The following is a 20,004-nucleotide window of genomic DNA, read 5'->3' as shown; positions in this document are numbered from 1 at the left end:
ATAGGCCAACAGTACCTTTGAGCTGATGCTATTCAGCGGCATCGGCTTCACGAAGCGCATAGCCCAGCCTCCTGACGTTGGCGATCGTACACATGACGGCACTCAATGACACCGGCGGAGGCGCTAGTACCAGGAGTCACTTCGCATTGAGTAGAGGGAGCGTCAACTATCACCTGTCACCTCGCGGATACTGTCAAGGAGATCGCGGAAGTAGGGATTCCAGGTCAGTCGGGCATGGTATCTTTCCGCCGCGATCTGACCCCATGCACCGAACCATATGGCTTCGGAATCCTCAGGGATGGGGATACCGCCCTGGCCGTTGTCCAAGATGATATGGCTGCCTTTTTCACCGTAATAGAAGTTCTCGGGCGCAAACAGCACATTTATATGAGAAAAAGTGCTGATGCGGCGATCAGGTAAGTTGCTGGCAAGAGCGGTGACACGTGAATCGCCAAGTTGCTGCGGGGTGTCGCCGTACCAGACGAAGCGTGACTGTTGATTGGGGAAGCGGGTTTGAAAGGCATCGAGCGTCGCGCTGGGATCAAGAACGCTGTCATGCTGGCTCATGGTAATCAGGACGGGTTTATCAAAGCGTGCAGTTCTGAGGCTTTTTTGTACGGCCCTGACCGAGCGGTAATAGAGGGCGGCTCCACGCGTAGGCAGGGACTGATAGGTGACGATATTATCCTCCTCATCGATATCCACCCAGTCCCACAGGTAGGAAATGGCCGGGGCGAGAAAGAGATAATCGTTATCGGGATAAAACCCAGGGGAAAACAGCAGCAGCCCGGCAACATTCTCGTCATTCAACGCATGGGAGGTAACCAGATTACCCCCGGTCGAGAAGCCACCAAGCCAAAGCTCATCGACCTCGGCTGCCAGCAGGTTTGCATGGTGGGCAACGGCTTTTTCCCAATCATCGTTATCGGGCAGCATTAAATCAGCGGGGCGGGTGCCATGGCCAGGCAGCAGGATGGAGCGAACCAGCCAGCCATCATTCGCCATAGCGGTGGCAACATCGCTGAAATACCATGGACTTGCGCCCAGCCCATGAACGAACAGGATGCCTCGTCCGGCCGGTTTATCGGGACGTCGTTCAAACGGCGTATTGAGCTGGATTTCGAGGTTGCGGTCGTCACTGAGGAAGACGCGATTTTCGGCAATCCATGCGCGAGTGTCGCTCACATAGTGATCGAAACTCTCCTGATCATAGGGCGGCAGGCTGTCGGAAGGTTGAAAATGGGGGGAATCCGGCGGCATGGCGCAGGATGTCAGAAATACCAGCGTGGAAAGCAGTAAGGCAAGACGGGAAAGCATAAACCCTCCATCAAAGTGTGCCTGCCGACTAACAAAGAGCCACATAGGCAGCAGGACTTTCAGTCGCAGGCTATTCAGCGGCCTCGGCTTCACGAAGCGCATAGCCCAGCCCCCTGACGTTGACGATCCGCTGGCACGAGCCGATGGCAAGCAGCTTGCGACGCAGCCGGTGCAGGGCCACGTCCAGGGCGTTCGGTGTCACCGCCTCGCTCAGCCCCCAGGCCGCCGCTTCCAGCGCGCTGCGGCGCACGACCTCTTTGGGCTTGTGCAAGAGCAGCTGCATGATGTGCAGCTCCGCCGGGGCGAGAGTGACGCTCTGGTCACCGCGGCACAGCACGCCGGCTGCGGGGCGCAGGGTGAGATCGCCATGGCTGGGATCGAGCTGTTGGAACGCCATGGGGCGACGCAGCAGAGCGCGAACACGCGCCACCATCTCGTCCATGGCGAAGGGTTTGGGCAGGTAGTCATCGGCCCCCGCGTCGAGCCCCTGTACGCGGTCGTGAAGCGCATCGCGTGCCGTCAACACGAGGCAAGGCACGCCAAGACCGGCCTTGCGAAGTTTGTGCAACAAACTCAGGCCATCGCCATCCGGCAACCCCCGATCGAGTACCAAGGCCTGGTAGGGAATCTGCTGAACAGCCGTCCAGGCGCTGTCGATGCGGCCAGCCACGTCTACGGCAATACCTGCGGCCTCCAGCCCCTTGCACATCAGCCGGGCCAGTCGGTCGTGGTCCTCGACCAGAAGTATGCGGCTCATCAGAAGCGGTAAATGTAGCCAAGAAACACACTATTGGTGGTCGAGCTATCCACCAACGGGCTGTCCTTGATCTCATCGGGTAGGCTCGTTACTTCGACACCCATGAGCACCGAGTGGTGCTTGTCGAACATATAGACGCCCCGCACCCCCGTCTCAATGCTCATAGCGGAATCGCCTATATAGGTGGGGCGGTCGATGCGCGCCTCGCTGTCGCTAACGCCGAAGTAGTAATCGACGGTTTTATCGTCCTGCCAGCTCGCCCCCACATGCGGGGTGATCAGAACATGATTGCCGATACGCCACGTTCTTTCCAGGCCGAGATTGACGACCTGGCCGCTGCTGTTGCCTGAAGCGTCGGCAAGCCATTCAGCGCTGACGTCAACCAGATCGCTGCTCCACTCCACCTTGCCGCCTGCCCAGAAGCCGCCCTTGCGCTCGCTCATACCGTCGAGGAGCGGGGCGTCGTCCTCCTTGTAGCCGCTGCCGTCGTACTTGCCGACGATGCCGAAGTTGAGCTGCTGAGAGTCGCTGATGTAGAGACTTGGCAGCTTGAATTCGATTCGGGGGCCAAAGAGGTGAATGTATCGGTTCTCCACCTGAAGCAGCGGCAGGGGCGTGTTGTCCCGGTCGATACCGGCGTAGGGCCCCTGTTCGCTGATTACGCCGAGGCCCAGTCCCCAGGTCGTGGAAGACGACTCCGAGGTCGGCTCCTGAGCCATGGCTGCCACCGGGATGCAAAGCCCAGCGGCAAGCGCTGATGCAGCCACCATGCGTGAGACAGAGGCAGGGGAGATCGAATCTAGCGAATACGGTAGAGGCATGAGCGTTCCTCGAGTGCTGTTAAAAGAAGCTCACTTTCGCCGCTGCGCACTTACGGAAAACTTACCGAAAACACTCGATCGTTCCGAACCATCAGTAAGAGTTCTGAAAGACGCCAGGCCGGACAGTCTCGTCCCATGAGAGACGAGGACACCGTATGCTCCCATCCACCAATGACATTGCCGTAGCCTTCCTGCCCCACCGACAACGTACGGCAGCCATCAATGCGCTGCCCGACAGCAAGCCGCGGTTGCTTGCGACCTGGCTCGTCACGTCAGCCGCCGCACTGCTCACCGGCTGCGCGTCGATCATGCCCCAGGCTCTACCCGAAACCCAGCCCGGCAGCTCCGCGGCCCCCGTTGCCGGGCAGTGGCATGCACCGCTGCCCCACGGCGGGCAGCTGACGGACCTGAGCCAATGGTGGGCCCAGTTCGACGATCCCCTGCTGCTGCATCTCATCGAGGCCGGACAGCGAGTCAGCCCGACAGTGGCGCAGGCATCCGCGCGCCTCGCCGATGCGCAAGCCGCACGCGTTGAGTCAAGGGCCGCCCTGCTGCCTTCGCTGGATGCCAGCGTCGGCGCAAGCCGGGGGCGGCCGGGCCTGGATGCACCGGTCGCCACCGAAACGTCGGCAGGCTTGCAGCTCGGCTGGGAGCTGGACCTGTTCGGCGCAGGCCGCGCCGCTGCCAACGCCGCGCAAGCTCGGCTCGAGTCCAGTCAGTCCGGTTGGCACGACGCCCGGGTCTCGGTCGCGGCAGAAATTGCAACGACCTATGTCGAGCTACGCGCCTGCGAGGCCCTGGTCCAGCAGGCCGAGATCGATGCCCAGTCGCGGGCGCGGACGGCGCAGATCACCCGCCTGGTGGCAGACAAGGGCTTCCGCCCCCCGGCCGAAGCGGAGCTGGCGAATGCCAGCGCGGCGCAAGGCAACGTAACGCTGATCGAGCAGCGGACGCAGTGCGATCTGCTGGTCAAGGCATTGAGTGCCCTGGCGGCGCAGGACGAAGCGGCGCTACGGCGCGACCTCAGTGCCGCAACCGGCCTGCTGCCAAGGCCTGCCGAACTCGCCATCACCGCCATGCCGGCCGAGGTGCTGGCACAACGCCCCGATATCCACGCGGCAGCGCGTGACGTGGTGGCGGCGAGCGCCGATTCGGATCAGGCGCGGGCGCAGCGCTGGCCTCGCATCACCTTGGCCGGAAACATCGGCACGACGCGCATCGCCAGCGGGGGCATCAGCACCAATGGCAGCGTATGGAGTATCGGGCCGGTGACAGTAACGCTACCGCTGTTCGACGGCGGAATGCGACGCGCCAATGCACAAGCGGCACGCGTTCGCTACCAGGCCGCCACCACCATCTATGCCGCGCGACTGCGTGAAGCGATCCGCGACGTCGAGGACGCGCTGGTCATGCTGGACAGCACGGCCAAGCGCAGCGAGGACGCGGCCAGCGCCGCCGATGGATTCGCGCGCTCCTTCGAGGCCACTGACGCCAGCTACCACGCCGGTATCGCCAGTATGTTCGAACTCGAGGATACGCGCCGCAGCATGGTGGCCGCACAGAGCGCCGTAATCGAACTGCAGCGTGAGCGAATCACCGCCTGGATCCGGCTGTATCGCGCGCTAGGCGGTGGCTGGCCTGCAACCGAAGTGCATGCCGCACGCAGCGAAGCAGCGGTTCAATGAACGAATCAAGGAACACCACGATGAGCAAACCACGTTCATTCGCGGACGTCGCGGTCGTTGCGATGGGCTTAACCGCGACACTCGCCTGGGTCAGGTATGACGCCAGGGTCGCGGAGGATGAAACCATAACGGTCGCGCAATCCGCACTGACCGTGGCAGTCACCACGCCTCGGCCCGCCATGCTGCCCACCATACTATCCGCAAACGGAGACATCATGGCCTGGCAGGAAGCCAGCATCGGCACCGAGGCAAACGGCCTGCGCCTGGCCAGCGTCGAGGTCAACGTCGGCGATGTCGTCCAGCGTGGCCAGGTGCTCGCGACGTTCGCTTCCGATACGGTGAACGCCGAACTCGCGCAGAGCCACGCCGCCGTCGCCGAGGCCGAGGCGGCGCTCGCCGAGGCCGCGGACAACGCCCAGCGCGCCCGAGAGCTACAGGCAACAGGCGCGATGTCGGCACAGCAGATATTTCAGTACATCACGGCAGAGCGTACTGCGCAGGCCAGGCTGGAATCGACGCGAGCCGTCGAGAACACCCAGCAACTCCGCCTGGCCCAGACTCAGGTGCTCGCCCCCGACGATGGCGTGATCTCGGCCCGCAGTGCCACGGTCGGCGCAGTACTGCCCACAGGTCAGGAACTGTTTCGCCTGATCCGGCTCGGTCGGCTGGAATGGCGGGCCGAGGTTGCCGCTTCCGAGCTGGAGAGGCTGCAGCCCGGCCAGAACGTCTGGGTCACCCTGCCGGGAGGTGGCAAGCTGGAGGGTCGCGTGCGTACGATCGCGCCGCTCGTGGATACCGCCACCCGTAATGGCCTGGTCTATGTCGATCTACCGACAAGCGAAGCCGCCCGGGCGGGCATGTTTGCGCGCGGCGAGTTCGCGCTGGGAACACGCCAGGCCCTTACCCTACCGCGATCCGCGGTCCAGATCCGCGACGGCTTCGGCTATGTGCACCGCGTCGATGGAGACGGTCGGGTGGCGGAGTCGAAAGTTGCCCTGGGCCAGCACACGGGGGACCGGATCGAAATTCTCTCGGGGCTTGAACCCGACACCCCGGTCGTCGCGTCGGGTGGGGCCTTCCTCGGCGACGGCGATCGCGTAGAGGTGGTCGAGAGGCTTGGCGAGGAGTTGATAGAGAGCACGGAGAGTGTGGCGATCTCGCTGTCGGAGTGGCAGCCATGACGCTCAATACCTCCTCCTGGGCGATTCGCAATCCCATCCCGGTCGCCCTGCTCTTCGTACTGTTGACCTCGTTGGGGCTGATGTCCTTCAGGGGCATGGTTATCCAGGACTTGCCGGATGTGGATATCCCCCGGGTGGTCGTCTCCGCCTCGCTGCCGGGGGCAGCCCCCGCCCTGATGGAAACCGAAGTCGCCCGCAAGATCGAGAACGCCATTGCCACGGTGGACGGCGTCAAGCACATCACCACCACGCTGACCGATGGACACGCCGAGATCGGCATCGAGTTTCTGCTGGAAAAAACCATACAGGAGGCGGTCGATGACGTACGCGACGCCGTCTCTCGCATACGCTCGGACCTGCCTGCCGAGCTGCGAGACCCGATAATCCAGAATCGGGAGTTCTCCAACGATCCGCTTCTGCTCTACACGGTGACCTCATCCCAGCTGGACGAGGAGGCGCTCTCCTGGTTCGTGGATGACCGGGTCACCAGGGCGGTGTTGACCGTTGCCGGTGTGGGCTCGGTAAGGCGGATCGGCGGCGTCGATCGCGAAGTCCGCGTGGAGCTGCACCCGGATCGACTGCTGGCATTGAACACGACGGCACTCGATATCTCGCGCCAGTTGCGCCAGGCACAGCTGGAAGCCCCCGGTGGGCGCGCGAATATCGGCGGCGCCGAACAGGCCGTGCGTATCGTCGCCAACGTCGCCTCGGCGGCCGAACTGGCGGCGATGGAGTTGGCGCTCGGCGATGGCCGCCGCATCCGCCTCGACCAGGTCGCAAGCGTCACCGATACCGTGGCCGAGCGGCGTACGGCGGCGCTTCTCGATGGGGTGCCCGTCGTCGGCTTCGAGATGACGCGAGCCCGAGGCTACGGCGAGGTTGACGTGGCCGAAGGCGTGCAGTCCGCCATCGCGGCATTGCAGGCGCAATACCCCCATGTCGAGATCCACCAAGCCTTCGACTTCGTCGAGCCCGTACGGGAGAATTACCAGGGCTCCATGCGCCTGCTGTATGAAGGCATGCTGCTGGCCGTGCTGGTGGTGTTTTTGTTCCTGCGCGACTGGCGCGCGACGCTGATTGCCGCCGTGACACTGCCGCTGTCGATCATCCCCACCTTCGGCCTCATGCACCTGATGGGCTTCTCGCTCAACGTCGTGACGCTGCTGGCACTCTCGCTGGTGATCGGGGTGCTGGTGGACGATGCCATCGTCGAGATCGAGAACATCGAACGGCACCTGCTGATGGGCAAGCCCCCGCGTCGGGCCGCTATGGATGCGGCAGCGGAAATTGGCCTGGCGGTGGTCGCCACCACCTTCACGCTGATTGCCGTTTTCCTACCCACGGCCTTCATGAGCGGCACGGTGGGACGCTTCTTCTTCCAGTTCGGCTGGACGTCCTCGGTGGCGGTGCTGTTTTCGCTGATAGTGGCACGCCTTCTCACGCCGATGATGGCCGCTTACCTGCTGCGCAAACCCCGCCAAGCTCATCACCAGCCAAAGTGGATTGCCTACTATCTGGTCGGTGCCGCCTGGTGCCTGCGCCACCGCAAGACAACCCTCGTCGCGGCGGCAGCATGCTTCGCCGGCGGCCTATGGCTGGCATCGACCCTGCCAGGCGCCTTCATACCGCCCGACGACAATTCCCAGACCCAGGCGACACTCACCTTGCCGCCCGGAAGCACCCTGCCGGAAGCGATGCTGCTTGCCGAGCAAGCGCGCGCAAGGCTTGAGGAGAATCCCTATGTCACGCGCGTTTTCGCCGCCGTCGGGGGGACATCAAACAGCAGCGATGCCGAGGTGACCAGCCTGGTGCTGACCGTGGGCCTGACGGACCGTGCCAGCCGCGCGGGCATCAAGCTGCAGGCGATCGAGCAGCAGCTGCGCGGTGCGCTCGCCACGCTTCCCGGTGTACGAACCCGCGTGGGAGCCGACGACTCGGGGGATACCTATGAGCTGGCGCTGGCCGGAGAGGACAGCCGGGTGCTCGCAGAGCATGCCCGGCAGGTCGAACGGGAGCTACGCGCCGTTCCCGGCCTCGGCGCCGTGAGTTCGACGGCCAGCCTGGTCAGACCCGAACTCATCGTACGCCCCGATTTTGCCCGCGCCGCCGACCTTGGCGTATCGGCCCTGGCCATCGCCGACACGCTGCGCATCGCCACGGTGGGCGACAACGCCGAGGATCTGCCCAAGCTGAACCTCAGCGAGCGGCAGGTTCCGATGATGGTGCGCCTGGCGGATGCCGCCCGGCAGGACATCGCGACCCTCAGGCGTCTACCCGTCCCCGGTGCGAGGGGGATGGTGCCGCTCGAAAACGTGGCGACTCTCGAATGGAGCAGTGGGCCAGCGGAAATCACCCGGTACGACCGCCTGCGCAACGTCAATTTCGAGGTAGTGCTGCAGGGTCGGCCCCTGGGAGAGATAGAGCAGATCGTTCAGGCGCTGCCCAGCGTGCGCCAGCTACCGCCAGGCATTCACCAGGCGGCGGCGGGCGATGCAGAGGAAATGGCCGAAGTGGCAGCCGGTTTCGGTGTTGTCATGCTGACCGGCGTCCTGTGTATCTACATGGTGCTGGTGCTGCTGTTCGGGAGTTTCATGCAGCCAATCACCATCCTCGTGGCATTGGTGCTCTCCGTCCCGGGGGCTTTCCTGGCCCTGTTCCTCACCAATTCGGCCCTGTCGCTTCCCGCAATGATCGGCATGATCATGCTGATGGGCATTGCCACCAAGAACTCGATCCTACTGATCGACTACATCATCATCGCGCGCCGGGATCACGGCCTGAGTCGCTGGGACGCGATCATCGATGCCTGCCGCAAGCGTGTCCGGCCGATCGTGATGACCACCCTCGCCATGGGAGCGGGTATGGCGCCAATCGCCCTCGGGTGGGCGGGCGACCCCAGCTTCCGGGCCCCTATGGCCTTCGTCGTGATCGGGGGCTTGATTACCTCCACGCTGCTGAGTCTGCTCGTCATCCCGGTGGTGTACAGCTGCCTGGACGATGCCGTGCGATGGATCGCCAGGCGCTTCGGGCGGTCGACTCCTACGCCCGAGTCTCCCTATCCAGCGGATTAGAATAGCCGTACGACCAAGCGTGGCCGCCCGGGATTTCTCACATGCTCCGGATATCCTGGGTGGGCAACAACAGCAGGAGCCCCAGGCAGAGTACGGCGGTTACTTGGAAAACGCCTGACATGTCCCAGTGCTTGGCACCAACCCCAGCGAGGGTGGGCGATATCAGTTGTCCAGCGGAAATGAGAAAGAAGGTCAAACCAAAACCTGCGGAAGGTGCCTCAGGAAAACAGCTGACACTCCAGATACCGTATAGCGCGGTGATGAGAATAAACATGGCACCGAACACCACTGCCGATAGTGTGAGCACCAGCATGTCTCCACTCGCCATGGTAAGCATTGCGATCGAGATCGCAATGGCCAGCGACGCCCATTGCAACACCTTGGCCAGCCCGAAGCGAGTCACCAGCTCGCCGGCCAACCCACCCGCGACACCGGCGATACCGACCACCATCCAGAACATCACGCGCCCTGCATCAGACAGGTCATTCTCCCCCGCTATCAAATCAACGGAAAACGTCCAATAAACGGAAGTTACCAGCCCGAACAACAACGCGCCCAGCAGTAAACGGCGAACCGCCCTGTCTTTCAACTTGCGCCTCAGCAATACCCGCATGGGATCAGCGCGAGCATTATCCGCACATGCTTTGTCAGCACGTTCCTTATCATCGGCTTCGCTCGCATTGCCCGGCATTATCAGCAGGTTCCATAGCGTGGCAAACAGCGCGATAAAGGCAAAACACAGCCAAGCCAGCTGCCAACGAGGACCCGCGATAAGTGCCAAGGGGCCAGATACCATCACCCCAAAGCTGGTACCCGTATTGATCATGGCATAGTAGCGACTCCGTTTTTCCGCACGACACAGCTGCTTGATGGCATCGGAAAGCGGTGGATAAGCCAGGCCTGGGCTACAGCCGGCAAGCGTGACACCCAGTGCCAACCACAGCGGATTATTCGCCAGTCCTATCAATGTCATGCCCAGCGTTGCCGTCGCGCCACCCAACAAGATCGGCAGGCGGACACTGAAGCGGCGCACCAGCAACGGACTGACGAGCGTTGCCAGCATATATCCCAGGTAGGAAGCACTACCGATGGCACCCACAGTCGCCTGATCCAACGTGAAATCCTGCCTGATGGCAGGTACGAACAGGCCATAGGTATAGCGCGACAGTCCGTAAGTGGAAGCCACTATCAAGAGGCCGGCGCCGACCACATTGAAAGGTGAGTTCCGCTTCAACAGGATGGGTAGGCACCTATTCATAGGCCTAAGAAATTTCGCCGCGTTCATGAGAGAGCATGTTGATGGAAGCCTTCAGCGCAGCCTCAATAGGCCAGTCTTGCATGAAATTCTGCGCTTGAACGATGGCGCCGTCGAAAAGCGAGTAGACCGCATCGACCAGCTCATCGTATCCGTCAGGTGTCATCGTATCCCGGTGCTGATCCAGAACATGGTTGGCAACAAACTGCCTGACTCGGTTCTTATGATCGCGCACGCAGGCCCTGACTGGGCTCTCCTCACTGCTGAACTCCCCGGCCATATTAATGAATCCGCAGCCACGGTAGCCTTCCTCGCGGATCTGGTCGTACCACATGGTGAACATGGCGGCGATACGTTTCTCGGCCGATTGGTGCTGGCCAACACGCTCCCTCAGCTGCTGCATCCAGTTCTCTTCGCGCTGCCTCAGCCAAGCAATGGCGAGGTCTTCCTTGCTCGGGAAATGGGCATAAAAACTGGCCTTGGCGACACCGGACTCGCTAATGATCTGGTTGATACCCGTCGAACAATAGCCCTGGCGGAAAAACAGCCGACTGGCGGTCTCGATGATACGTTCGCGAGGCCGGGAAACCGGCGATGGATTCATCGTCATAATGGAACGCCCCGAACAGACAAGTCTGTCTATACGGTGGTCACCATCTTCCGATATGTCAAGGTCGGGCGCGTACTGGGATCAGCGCAAACCTCAAGCCGCAGAATCTTAGCCGAGCTCCGGGTTGCGATAGGCACTTGGGCTGATGCCGACTTGACGGCGGAATACCTGCGAGAAGTGACCGGGGCTCGAATAGCCGACCTCCATCCCGACGTCGATGATGCTGCGGTCGGTGTCCAGCAGTAGCTGACGGGCTCGGTCCATGCGCAGCCGAATGAAGTATTGCAACGGTGGCAGCCCTGTCGCTCGCTTGAACAGCCGGCTGAAGTGGTACTCGCTCAATTGCGCTGCTTCAGCCAAGTCCGCGAGGGAAAAGGATTCGGCAAGGCGCTGCTCCATCAAGTCGATGACGCGACGCAATTTATAGGCTTGCAGCGCGTTGCTGCGCCTGCCCTGGACCTCTGGGTCGCGGTAAGTGCGGACCAGGTGAACGGTCAATGCCTGAGCCAGGCTGTGGACGAACAGTGAACTTGGCTCAGGTCTTTTGACCAGCTCCAGCCGCATCTGCTCGACCAGCATCCGCACCAGGTCGTCTCGGGCGCCGGAAACGTCGAGGAAGCGGATCGGGCCGGCCTGGCTACCCAGCAGGTTGCGGGCTGCTCGATCTACCAGCGTATGAGTGAGATATAGATGCATCACCTCGAAAGTGTCGCCCCTTCGGGTTTGCCAGCGCATCTCGTAAGGCAGCGCAGTGCTGGTCAGGAAAAAGTCCCCCACCTGCACCTGCGCTGATTTCCACTCGCCGCCCAGCGCGCGCTCCTCGACCATAGCCGATCCGGACAGCACCATGACGAGCAGCGGTTCGGCCACGGCCGGAACCAGTATGGGTTCAGCGATGCTGCGATGCGTGAATAGCTGCAGCACCACATCTTGCACCCCAAAGCGTTGCGGCAGGGCCAGGTGCTCGCTCGGCAAGCTTCGCAACATGGACTCGGCCGGGACTCGCAAGATGTCCTGAGGAGGAACGATAGGCTCGTGTTCCTTCACGACGTTCGACCCATCGGCGCTGCTCCTCGGCGCAAAACCACGATAGCCGGCGCAAGCCACCAAAAGCCGCTCCCGCCTTGCTGCACGATAGTGAAACCGTCATCACCCACCGCACCCGATAGGTGCCGGCCGGCGAATGTCTCGCCTGGTCCCGACTCTGGAGGTAGACATGACTGACATCATAGACACTGTTTCACAGGAAGTTGAAGGCAAGGTCGCACTGGTAACGGGCGCTGCCAGCGGCATCGGTAAAGCCATTGCATTACTGCTCAACGCCCGTGGCGCGAAGGTCGTCGCAGAAGACCTCAACCCCTCCGTCGAGGAACTGGCCCGGCCGGGGCTGGTGCCTCTCGTGGCAGACATCACCCAGGACGGCGCCGCCGAACATGCGGTTGCCCTGGCGGTCGAGGAGTTCGGTCGGCTCGACATCCTGGTGAACTGCGCAGGAATCATCATCAACAAGCTGGTCGAGGATATGACGCGGGCGGACTGGGAGCGCATACAGGCCGTGAACGCGACTGCGGCGTTTCTGCATTGCCGCGAAGCGGTGAAGGCGATGAAGCCGAACAAGTCAGGCGCGATCGTCAATATCGCCTCTTATGCTTCTTACTTTGCCTTCCCGACCATTGCGGCGTACACCGCATCGAAGGGCGCCCTGGCCCAGTTGACACGCACCCTCGCGCTTGAAGTCATCAAGCATGGGATCCGCGTAAATGCAGTCGGGGTAGGCGATGTCGTGACCAATATCCTGAACGATGTCATGGAGGATGGCCCTGGCTTTCTGGCCCAACACGGTGAGGGCGCGCCCATTGGTCGCGCGGCGCAGCCGGAAGAGATCGCTGAAGTGGTCGCCTTCCTGGCGTCGGAACGCGCGAGCTTCATGGTCGGCTCCGTCGTCATGGCCGACGGCGGCATGACCGTCGCTGCAGGCTGAGCCAGGGAGTCGCACTGGGCCTCTCCTGCCCCTCGGGGCAGGAGAGGCCCAGCGTTGTGCTCGATCTCGATTGGCGTCGTTGATAACAGCCCATCGAGCTGCCCTGCCAGGGCGCGCGAGTCGACGCGAGACGATTTAACGCTATGTTATAACGTACACTTGAAATTAATTCGTTCACGACCTGGAGCCCCACCATGGCAAAAGTCCCGGTTACCGTCCTGACAGGCTATCTGGGGGCGGGCAAGACGACGCTGCTCAATCGCATTCTTTCCGAGGACCATGGCAAACGCTACGCCGTCATCGTCAACGAATTCGGCGAGCTGGGCATCGACAACGACCTGGTGGTCGGGGCCGACGAAGAAGTCTTCGAAATGAACAACGGCTGTATCTGCTGCACCGTACGCGGCGACCTGATACGCATCATTTCAGGCCTGATGAAGCGCATCGACCGCTTCGACGCCATCATCATCGAAACCACAGGACTGGCCGACCCCGCCCCCGTGGCCCAGACCTTCTTCGTCGACGACGACGTGCGCAGCAAGACCGAGCTGGACGCCGTGGTGACCCTCGTCGATGCCAAGCACCTTCCGGCCAGGCTCGACGATAGCCCGGAAGCCGCCGAGCAGGTCGCCTTTGCCGATGTCGTGGTGCTCAACAAGATCGACCTCGTCGACGACGACGAACGCCAGGCGCTGGAGCGACGCATCCGCGCGATCAACCCCTATACGCGAATCGTCGCCGCCAGCCACTGCGACATCCCCCTGGAACAGGTGATCGGGCTGGGCGCGTTCGACCTGGAGAGAATCATCTCCCTCGAACCGGAGTTCCTCTCCGAGGAGCACGCCCATGAACATGACGAGCAAGTGACGAGCATCTCGCTGACGGCGACCCGCCCGCTGCTGCCCGAGCGATTCGACACCTGGATTGCCGAGGTGCTGCGCACCGACGGCGTCAACATCCTGCGCTGCAAGGGAATTCTCGACCTGCTGGGTCAGGAGCGACGCTACGTTTTCCAGAGCGTGCACATGTTGGCAAACGGCACCTCGACCCAGCCCTGGCAGAGCGATGAAGCGCGTCACAGCCGTCTGGTGTTCATCGGCCGCGATCTCGATGCCGCCAAGCTTCAGGCGGGCTTCGATGCCTGCGTGTTCGACCCCCAACTTGCCCGGGAGCGAACATGAGCCAACCCGCCTCGATCCTCGAGCAGCTGGGTCACCAGTGGCAGTGGCCGGCCTACGTGCTCTCGGCATGCTTCGATGCGTCGAACAACCTCGCTTTCGCCCTGGGCGACGGCAGCCTGCACCTGCTGCCCGCCGGGAGCCAGCAAGCGCCCGAGCGCATCGAGGTGCACGACGGAGTGACGCTAAGCCTCGCCGGCGCACCCGGCGAGGGCTTCCTGAGCGGGGGTGACGACGGGCGCTTCGTGCGCATCGCCGTGGATGGCACGATACGCGAGCTCGCCGCCTTCCCGGGGCGCTGGGTCGACCACGTCGCAAGCCATGCCAACGGGGTGCTCGCCTGCTCCGAGGGCAAGCGCCTGCACCTATACGCGGATGGGCGCGACGAGATCATGCGCCAATTTCCCAGTACAGTGGGGGGTATCTGCTTCTCGCCGGACGGCCACCGGATCGCGGTAGCGCACTATGGCGGCGTCACCTTGTGCTCCACGCGCTCCGCCGACGCCAACCCGGTGCCGCTGAAATGCCCTGGCTCGCACCTGTCGGTGACGTGGAGCCCCAACGCACGCTTCGTGCTCTCGGCCATGCAGGAGGATTGCATTCACGGCTGGCGGCTGGAAGACAAGGACGATCTCTTCATGAGCGGCTACGCCACCAAGGTAAAATCCTGGTCGTGGTTCCATGGCGGCCACTACCTGGCCACCAGCGGGTCGAACTGCGCCCCCTGCTGGCCCTTCAAGGGTCGCAAGGGCCCCCAGGGGCGCGCCCCGGCGACGCCCGGCGACTCCACCAGCGCCATGGTCACGGCCGTAGCGGGAGACCCGAAGCGACCCGTTCTCGGAATCGGCTACGACGACGGCCAGGTTACCGTGGCTGACGTGCAGAACGGCCAGGAAGCGATCGTCAAACCGCCGGGAGACGGCGCCATCACTACCATGGCCTGGTCGCCCAATGGCGCATGGTTAGCCTTCGGCACCGACAAGGGCTTAGTGGGACTGCTTCCCGTGGCAGGCTAAGGAAACACTGCACAAATGACTGTGCGAGCGAATCGCTGCGTTGCACGGTGCTCGGAATTCTCACATATACCTCATATGCTCCGGTTCCTGTGCTCCGTGCGCCTTGCGCTTCATCTCGCTCGTCGATTCGTGCAGCACTTCCCTAAACAGTTTGGAGAGTGAATGATTGCCAAGAAAGAACGCGGCAAGATGGAGCGACGGCTGACCGCTGCGCTGACCCATGCCTGCGAGCAGGCCAAACCCCTGCTGCCCGGCTTTTGCTGGCTCACCCACGAGGTCGATTACCAGCGCTTTCCCGAGAGCCTGGTGGTCACCTGGGTGTTCGATACCCACCCCAACCTGGCGAATGCGCTAAAGGGCGATGCCCGACGCCAGATCGACGACCTGACCGCCGAGGCACTGGCCGAGGCCGGCCTGAATATCGGCGACGCCTCGCGGCATCTCGATTTCGACAGCGAAGAAGCATGCCAGCGGGAGCACGGTGGCGACTGGCAGCGCAGGTTACGCACCAAGGCAACGAGGCATTGAATGGCGAAGAAGATCGAAAGCCCGTGCGTCTCGATATGCCAGCTGAAAGGCGATCTCTGCATCGGCTGCGGCCGCACGATTGACGAGATACGCCACTGGAAAGCGATGAAGCGACCGGAGAAGATGAAAACGGTGAAGCGCGCCGAGGAGCGCATGAAGAAGATTCCGCGCGATTGATGCCCACTAGCGAGCGCACCTACCAGGGCGTACCTGCCAGGGCGCACCGCTCGAGGCCGAGGAATACCAGGCATCATATTGGGGAAGAGAAAGCAGTGGGAGCTTCCATAGCCAGACCCTGGCAGCCCTCAGTACAGCGCCTACACTATCCGGTAATGGCGCAAAGCAGGCCCAAGAGCCATCTGCAAACAAAAATCCCATTCAAGCCCATTATCGCGGGCAAATATTCTGCCCGAGAATGGAAATATGGTGCCTTTATCTTAATTTTCAGCAGGTAGCCGATTTTCTGAGAAGTGCTGATACACTCCGCCCATAACAGGCTCTGCCCCGCGGCGGAGCTTTCTGTATCCAGCGGCAGGGAGACCTTCATGGCCCGCAATATCATCGTTCTTGGTGCCGGCATGGTCGGCGTATCCGTGGCCTGGCATCTGGTGCGTCGCGGTCATGACGTCACGCTGGTGGACCGCCGCGAGCCGGGGCTCGAGACCTCCTTCGGCAATGCCGGCATCATCCAGCGCGAGGCGGTGCGTCCCTACGCCTTTCCCCGGGATATCGGCACCCTGCTGCGGGTAGTGCCCAACCGCCAGGTGGACATCCGCTATCGCCCCACCGGCATGCTGAGCGCGGCGGGCCCGCTGCTGAACTACTGGCTGAACTCGAGTGGCAAGCGCTACGAGCGCATCGTAGGCGAGTGGGCGTCGCTGATCATGCGCTGCCAGGACGCCCACGCACCGATGATCGAAGCCGCCGGCGCCGAGGCATTGGTGCGCAAGGGCGGCTGGCTGGAGCTTTACCGCACCCGCAAGGAGTTCGAGGAGCGCCAGGAAGAAGCTCGGGAAAACCACGAGCGCTTCGGGGTCGAGTTCGAGGTGCTCGAGGCCGAGGCGCTCTACGCCAAGGAGCCGCATCTGGGCAAAGGGCTGATCGGGGCGATCCACTGGACGCAGCCCTGGATGGTCTCGGACCCGGGCGGCCTGGTACAGGCCTACGCCCGCAGCTTTGCCGAACAGGGCGGCCGTGTGATGCAGGCCAGCGTCGAGGACGTGCTCCAGAGTGAGGGAGGTTGGCGGGTCAAGACCAGCGAGGGGACCCTGGAAGCAGATGAGGTCGTGGTGGCCCTGGGGCCCTGGGCCGGAGAACTGCTGGCAAGGCTAGGCATGAAAGTGCCGCTGTTCGTGAAGCGCGGCTACCACATGCACTACTCCGCGGAAGAGGGAGCCAAGCTCAACCACTGGGTGATGGACGCCGAGAAGGGCTTCCTGCTGGAACCCATGCGCGCCGGAATTCGCCTGACCACCGGCGCCGAGCTTGCCGACCTGGACTCGCCGCCCCAGTACAAGCAGCTGGCCGCCGCCGAGAAGGTAGCACGCAAGCTGTTCCCGCTGGGCAAGCGTCGCGACGGCCAGCCCTGGAAAGGCGCCCGTCCCTGCCTGCCCGACATGAAGCCGGTGATCGGCCCGGCCCCCGACAAGGCAGGCTTATGGCTCGCCTTCGGCCACGGCCACCAGGGCTTTACCCTCGGCCCGGCCACCGGCGAACTGCTCGCCCAGATGATGGATGGAGAAGAACCTGCGGTGGATATGACCCCGTTCCGCGTCGACCGCTTCTGAAGGCGAAGCCACTACTCCACTACGAAAGCGGGTGCCCTTGAGGCGCCCGCTTTAATATCCCGCCCAACCTCATAGTTACCGAGCGGTAATTTTTACCTCTAATCAAGCCTTAATAGCCTTCATAATTACCGAACGGTAATCACACGCAGGTTCCAATGCCTACCAACGACTCCCCTGCCCCCTTGGCCACTCCCGTTCGCCACAGCGAAGACCTCGGCAAGCTGGTGCGCCAGCTACGCACCGAGCAAGGGCTATTGCAAATCGACCTGGCCGGCCTCGCCGGCACCGGTAACCGCTTCATTGTCGATCTCGAGCGCGGCAAGCCGACCCTGCAGCTCCAAAAGGTATTGGACGTGCTGGACCTGATGGGGCTCGAGGTCGTGGTGCAGCGCAAGGGTGGCACCAGGCATTCAGCCTAGGAGCGCCTCACTCCTACTCAATCGTCGCGGGGGGCTTGCTACTGACGTCGTAGGTCACGCGCGATACGCCGCGGATCTCGTTGATGATGCGGTTGGAGACTTTTTCCAGCAGCTCATACGGCAGGTGGGCCCAGCGTGCGGTCATGAAGTCGATGGTTTCCACGGCGCGTAGGGCGATGACCCATTCGTAGCGGCGGCCGTCGCCGACGGATTTGGGCGGCAGGGACACGGCGAAGGCCTGGCAGGCCGTGCGACACTGGCCAGCCCCTTCGCTTGGCTGATAGTATCCATGGCGCCGTTAGGCCATTCCAGAGAGGCACACACGCATGGACTCTAAGAAGTCAGACCGCTAAGCCGCAACAACCCTGTTTGCTCGTTGTTGCGGCAGCCTGCTTGGCCCACCTCATCCATCACATGTAGGCCGCCGCCAAATACCTCTATTTGCGCGGAGATTTCATCGTGCCTGTTCAAAATTCCCGGCTGTGGACGTACAGCCTGCCTGCGGCCCTGCTGCTGCTGGCTCCCTTCAACATTCTCGCTTCCCTCGGCATGGACATATACCTGCCGATCGTTCCCGCTATGCCGGACATTCTCGCAACTACGCCCGATGTGGTTCAGCTAACCCTTACCCTCTACATGATCATGCTTGGCGTAGGGCAGATTCTCTTCGGGCCACTGTCAGACCGCTTCGGCCGGCGCCCGATTCTGTTTGGCGGCGCACTGGTATTTGCTGCGGCCTCCTTCGCACTCGCGACCACGACCTCGGCCTGGCTTTTCGTTCTGCTACGGCTGGTGCAGGCAACCGGGGCGGCCGCCATGCTGGTAGCGGTCTTCGCCACGGTGCGCGATGTCTATGCCGAGAGACCCGAAAGTGCGGTTATCTATAGTTTGCTGAACGCTATGCTCGCCTTCGTACCGGCACTTGGCCCTATCGCCGGAGCCTTGATTGCTAGCGCTCTCGGCTGGCGTGCCATCTTCCTTGCGCTCGGCATACCGGTGTTTATCTTGCTCGCCTTCGTACTGCCCAAGTGGCATGAGACACGGAAAGTGCAGACACAAACCAGCAAATCCGGCTTCGGAACGGTGCTGAGGAGTCCATACTTCTGGACCTATACACTGGCCTTCGGCACGGCGATGGGTTCGTTCTTCGTGTTCTTTTCCACCGCTCCACGTGTCTTGATCGACAGGGCAGGCTTCTCCGAACTGGGCTTTAGCTTCGCCTTTGCCACGGTTGCCCTCGCCATGATCGCCACGACGCGTTTCGCCAAGGCCTTCGTTGCACGCTGGGGTATTCCAGGAAGCGCGTTACGCGGCATGCTGACGCTGTTTCTCAGTGCCGGCTTGCTAGGGTTGGGCGAGATACTCCTGCCGCCATCATTTTGGTCCTTCGTCTTGCCAATGTGGCTAGCTGCAGTCGGTATCGTGTTCACTACTTCCGTTACTGCCAATGGTGCACTTCAGGAATTCAGTGAAGTGGCGGGCACCGCCGTCGCCCTGCACTTCTGCGTTCAGAGCCTCATCGTCGGTGTGATAGGAACGGGCGTCGTGATAGGGCTGGGTGGCAACACCGCTTGGCCCCTCACCGCCTATACGGCGGGCATGGCGACGTTTACCTTGGCTTCGCTCTTCTGGCTGAAGAATCGTCACCAACGGCGCTAGAAGAAGCGCGGCGCCAAAAAACCGATCCGGCCTAGTAAGGCCGGATGCACACACCTAGGCCCGGCCCCCGACAAGGCAGGCCTGTGGCTCGCCTTCGGCCACGGCCACCAAGACTTTACCCTGGGGCCGGCCACCGGCGAACTGCTCGCGCAGATGCCCTCTAACTATTTCCGGCCAGAATCTAGAGCGAGGGGGCATTTCCGCTTGGCCTGATGACGACTTCCACCCCATCGGCCATGCTACCTTCGCGCTACCTATGCCACCCCGCCGCCTGACGCTGCACCTTACCGGTGGCTATTACTTTTCCAGTGGCACAGGTAACTTGGCCTCCCGCACGGCAAGCATCACTTTCGAGATCGAGGTCGAACCACGTTGAAGAAAATCCTGCTTATTACGATGATCGCTATGCTGCTCACCGCCTGCTCATCGGCCAAAGGTGAGCCCCCGGCGCACTTCCTAGAGCGTGCCAACGCAGCACTCATCGAAGCACGTGGCGATGCCAACCAACTCAAGGATGTGCTCGCGATCTACGATGAGGGGCTCGAACAGCACCCAAACGACACCGACCTTCTCACTAGCCGCGCTCAGCTAAACGCCAGCCTTGGCCATTACGAAGCGGCCAAGGCCGATCTGGATGTTCTGAAAGAAGGAGAGTTACACAAGGAAGGGAGGCTGATGCGCTGCATGCTGCAAGAACGTTTGGAGGGAGCCACGGACGAAGCCTTGGCGTGCTATGCAG

General features: G+C 62.3%; 18 protein-coding genes and 1 pseudogene. 12 read left to right on the top strand and 7 right to left on the bottom strand.

Annotation, left to right across the window (positions count from 1 at the left end; all coding sequences use genetic code 11):
* Positions 1–162 precede the first annotated feature (162 nt).
* The 3 genes from AC2VNO_RS00435 to AC2VNO_RS00425 are packed head-to-tail and all read right to left on the bottom strand — an operon-like array spanning position 163 to position 2,895.
* Positions 163–1,419, bottom strand: a complete 1,257-nt coding sequence (locus AC2VNO_RS00435) for an alpha/beta hydrolase (protein ID WP_486932295.1) — start codon at positions 1,417–1,419, stop codon at positions 163–165.
* Positions 1,388–2,074: a response regulator transcription factor gene (locus AC2VNO_RS00430; protein ID WP_486932294.1), complete on the bottom strand. Its 687-nt coding sequence runs from the start codon at positions 2,072–2,074 to the stop codon at positions 1,388–1,390. The genes AC2VNO_RS00435 and AC2VNO_RS00430 overlap by 32 nt, the downstream gene beginning before the upstream one ends.
* Complete coding sequence (locus AC2VNO_RS00425) at positions 2,074–2,895, bottom strand: MipA/OmpV family protein (RefSeq protein WP_486932293.1); 822 nt, start codon at positions 2,893–2,895, stop codon at positions 2,074–2,076. The genes AC2VNO_RS00430 and AC2VNO_RS00425 overlap by 1 nt, the downstream gene beginning before the upstream one ends.
* Positions 2,896–3,050: 155 nt before the next feature.
* Between AC2VNO_RS00425 and AC2VNO_RS00420 the strand changes: the two genes are divergently transcribed.
* The 3 genes from AC2VNO_RS00420 to AC2VNO_RS00410 are packed head-to-tail and all read left to right on the top strand — an operon-like array spanning position 3,051 to position 8,832.
* Complete coding sequence (locus AC2VNO_RS00420; protein WP_486932292.1) at positions 3,051–4,580, top strand: efflux transporter outer membrane subunit; 1,530 nt, start codon at positions 3,051–3,053, stop codon at positions 4,578–4,580.
* A gap of 20 nt (positions 4,581–4,600) precedes the next feature.
* Positions 4,601–5,761, top strand: coding sequence for an efflux RND transporter periplasmic adaptor subunit (locus tag AC2VNO_RS00415; protein ID WP_486932291.1), 1,161 nt, complete (start codon positions 4,601–4,603; stop codon positions 5,759–5,761).
* Positions 5,758–8,832 carry an efflux RND transporter permease subunit gene (locus tag AC2VNO_RS00410; protein ID WP_486932290.1) on the top strand — a complete coding sequence of 1,025 codons (3,075 nt, stop codon included), beginning with the start codon at positions 5,758–5,760 and terminating at the stop codon, positions 8,830–8,832. Before AC2VNO_RS00415 ends, AC2VNO_RS00410 begins: the two co-directional genes overlap by 4 nt.
* A gap of 37 nt (positions 8,833–8,869) precedes the next feature.
* On the opposite strand, the gene AC2VNO_RS00405 is transcribed toward AC2VNO_RS00410, so the two are convergent.
* The 3 genes from AC2VNO_RS00405 to AC2VNO_RS00395 all read right to left on the bottom strand — a co-directional run bounded on the left by AC2VNO_RS00405 (position 8,870) and on the right by AC2VNO_RS00395 (position 11,804).
* Complete coding sequence (locus AC2VNO_RS00405; protein WP_486932289.1) at positions 8,870–10,066, bottom strand: MFS transporter; 1,197 nt, start codon at positions 10,064–10,066, stop codon at positions 8,870–8,872.
* Positions 10,067–10,094: 28 nt separating this feature from the next.
* Complete coding sequence (locus AC2VNO_RS00400; protein WP_486932288.1) at positions 10,095–10,697, bottom strand: TetR/AcrR family transcriptional regulator; 603 nt, start codon at positions 10,695–10,697, stop codon at positions 10,095–10,097.
* A gap of 108 nt (positions 10,698–10,805) precedes the next feature.
* Complete coding sequence (locus AC2VNO_RS00395) at positions 10,806–11,804, bottom strand: helix-turn-helix domain-containing protein (RefSeq protein WP_486932287.1); 999 nt, start codon at positions 11,802–11,804, stop codon at positions 10,806–10,808.
* Positions 11,805–11,913: 109 nt separating this feature from the next.
* Between AC2VNO_RS00395 and AC2VNO_RS00390 the strand changes: the two genes are divergently transcribed.
* The 7 genes from AC2VNO_RS00390 to AC2VNO_RS00360 all read left to right on the top strand — a co-directional run bounded on the left by AC2VNO_RS00390 (position 11,914) and on the right by AC2VNO_RS00360 (position 17,606).
* Positions 11,914–12,678 carry an SDR family NAD(P)-dependent oxidoreductase gene (locus AC2VNO_RS00390; protein ID WP_486932286.1) on the top strand — a complete coding sequence of 255 codons (765 nt, stop codon included), beginning with the start codon at positions 11,914–11,916 and terminating at the stop codon, positions 12,676–12,678.
* 194 nt (positions 12,679–12,872) lie between these two features.
* Entirely contained in the window at positions 12,873–13,859 is a 987-nt protein-coding gene (locus AC2VNO_RS00385) for a CobW family GTP-binding protein (protein WP_486932285.1), read from the top strand.
* Positions 13,856–14,872 carry a WD40 repeat domain-containing protein gene (locus AC2VNO_RS00380; protein WP_486932284.1) on the top strand — a complete coding sequence of 339 codons (1,017 nt, stop codon included), beginning with the start codon at positions 13,856–13,858 and terminating at the stop codon, positions 14,870–14,872. The genes AC2VNO_RS00385 and AC2VNO_RS00380 overlap by 4 nt, the downstream gene beginning before the upstream one ends.
* A 162-nt stretch (positions 14,873–15,034) precedes the next feature.
* The gene (locus AC2VNO_RS00375) at positions 15,035–15,400 is read left to right on the top strand and encodes a hypothetical protein (protein ID WP_486932283.1); all 366 of its coding nucleotides are present in this window, start codon (positions 15,035–15,037) and stop codon (positions 15,398–15,400) included.
* On the top strand, positions 15,401–15,577 hold the full coding sequence (locus tag AC2VNO_RS00370; protein WP_486932282.1) for a DUF1289 domain-containing protein: 177 nt from the start codon (positions 15,401–15,403) through the stop codon (positions 15,575–15,577).
* 368 nt (positions 15,578–15,945) lie between these two features.
* A complete protein-coding gene (locus tag AC2VNO_RS00365; RefSeq protein WP_486932281.1) occupies positions 15,946–17,187 on the top strand; it encodes an NAD(P)/FAD-dependent oxidoreductase in 1,242 nt (413 codons plus the stop codon).
* Positions 17,188–17,342: 155 nt separating this feature from the next.
* The gene (locus AC2VNO_RS00360; protein WP_411793395.1) at positions 17,343–17,606 is read left to right on the top strand and encodes a helix-turn-helix transcriptional regulator; all 264 of its coding nucleotides are present in this window, start codon (positions 17,343–17,345) and stop codon (positions 17,604–17,606) included.
* Between the two features lie 13 nt (positions 17,607–17,619).
* On the opposite strand, the pseudogene AC2VNO_RS00355 reads toward AC2VNO_RS00360, so the two are convergent.
* Positions 17,620–17,856, bottom strand: a pseudogene (locus AC2VNO_RS00355) (GMP synthase (glutamine-hydrolyzing)); the annotation flags it as partial.
* A gap of 230 nt (positions 17,857–18,086) precedes the next feature.
* Between AC2VNO_RS00355 and cml the strand changes: the two are divergent.
* Both cml and AC2VNO_RS00345 read left to right on the top strand, forming a co-directional pair.
* On the top strand, positions 18,087–19,265 hold the full coding sequence (gene cml / locus AC2VNO_RS00350) for a CmlA/FloR family chloramphenicol efflux MFS transporter (protein WP_486932321.1): 1,179 nt from the start codon (positions 18,087–18,089) through the stop codon (positions 19,263–19,265).
* A 372-nt stretch (positions 19,266–19,637) separates the two neighbouring features.
* Positions 19,638–20,004 (top strand): hypothetical protein (locus AC2VNO_RS00345; protein WP_486932280.1); only part of this gene is annotated, 367 nt, incomplete at its 3' end.

It is taken from the genome of Halomonas sp. TH-94 (assembly GCF_057473365.1).
Note: the sequence above shows the minus strand (reverse complement) of the source record. Positions and strands in the feature narration are given on the sequence as shown.

Coding starts and splice junctions, on each gene's coding strand:
- AC2VNO_RS00370 (WP_486932282.1), top strand. CDS start 15,401: ATGGCGAAGAAGATCGAAAGCCCGTGCGTCTCGATATGCCAGCTGAAA.
- AC2VNO_RS00375 (WP_486932283.1), top strand. CDS start 15,035: ATGATTGCCAAGAAAGAACGCGGCAAGATGGAGCGACGGCTGACCGCT.
- AC2VNO_RS00435 (WP_486932295.1), bottom strand. CDS start 1,419: ATGCGCTTCGTGAAGCCGAGGCCGCTGAATAGCCTGCGACTGAAAGTC.
- AC2VNO_RS00390 (WP_486932286.1), top strand. CDS start 11,914: ATGACTGACATCATAGACACTGTTTCACAGGAAGTTGAAGGCAAGGTC.
- AC2VNO_RS00415 (WP_486932291.1), top strand. CDS start 4,601: ATGAGCAAACCACGTTCATTCGCGGACGTCGCGGTCGTTGCGATGGGC.
- AC2VNO_RS00365 (WP_486932281.1), top strand. CDS start 15,946: ATGGCCCGCAATATCATCGTTCTTGGTGCCGGCATGGTCGGCGTATCC.
- AC2VNO_RS00360 (WP_411793395.1), top strand. CDS start 17,343: ATGCCTACCAACGACTCCCCTGCCCCCTTGGCCACTCCCGTTCGCCAC.
- AC2VNO_RS00420 (WP_486932292.1), top strand. CDS start 3,051: ATGCTCCCATCCACCAATGACATTGCCGTAGCCTTCCTGCCCCACCGA.
- AC2VNO_RS00410 (WP_486932290.1), top strand. CDS start 5,758: ATGACGCTCAATACCTCCTCCTGGGCGATTCGCAATCCCATCCCGGTC.
- AC2VNO_RS00380 (WP_486932284.1), top strand. CDS start 13,856: ATGAGCCAACCCGCCTCGATCCTCGAGCAGCTGGGTCACCAGTGGCAG.
- AC2VNO_RS00430 (WP_486932294.1), bottom strand. CDS start 2,074: ATGAGCCGCATACTTCTGGTCGAGGACCACGACCGACTGGCCCGGCTG.
- AC2VNO_RS00425 (WP_486932293.1), bottom strand. CDS start 2,895: ATGCCTCTACCGTATTCGCTAGATTCGATCTCCCCTGCCTCTGTCTCA.
- AC2VNO_RS00385 (WP_486932285.1), top strand. CDS start 12,873: ATGGCAAAAGTCCCGGTTACCGTCCTGACAGGCTATCTGGGGGCGGGC.
- AC2VNO_RS00400 (WP_486932288.1), bottom strand. CDS start 10,697: ATGACGATGAATCCATCGCCGGTTTCCCGGCCTCGCGAACGTATCATC.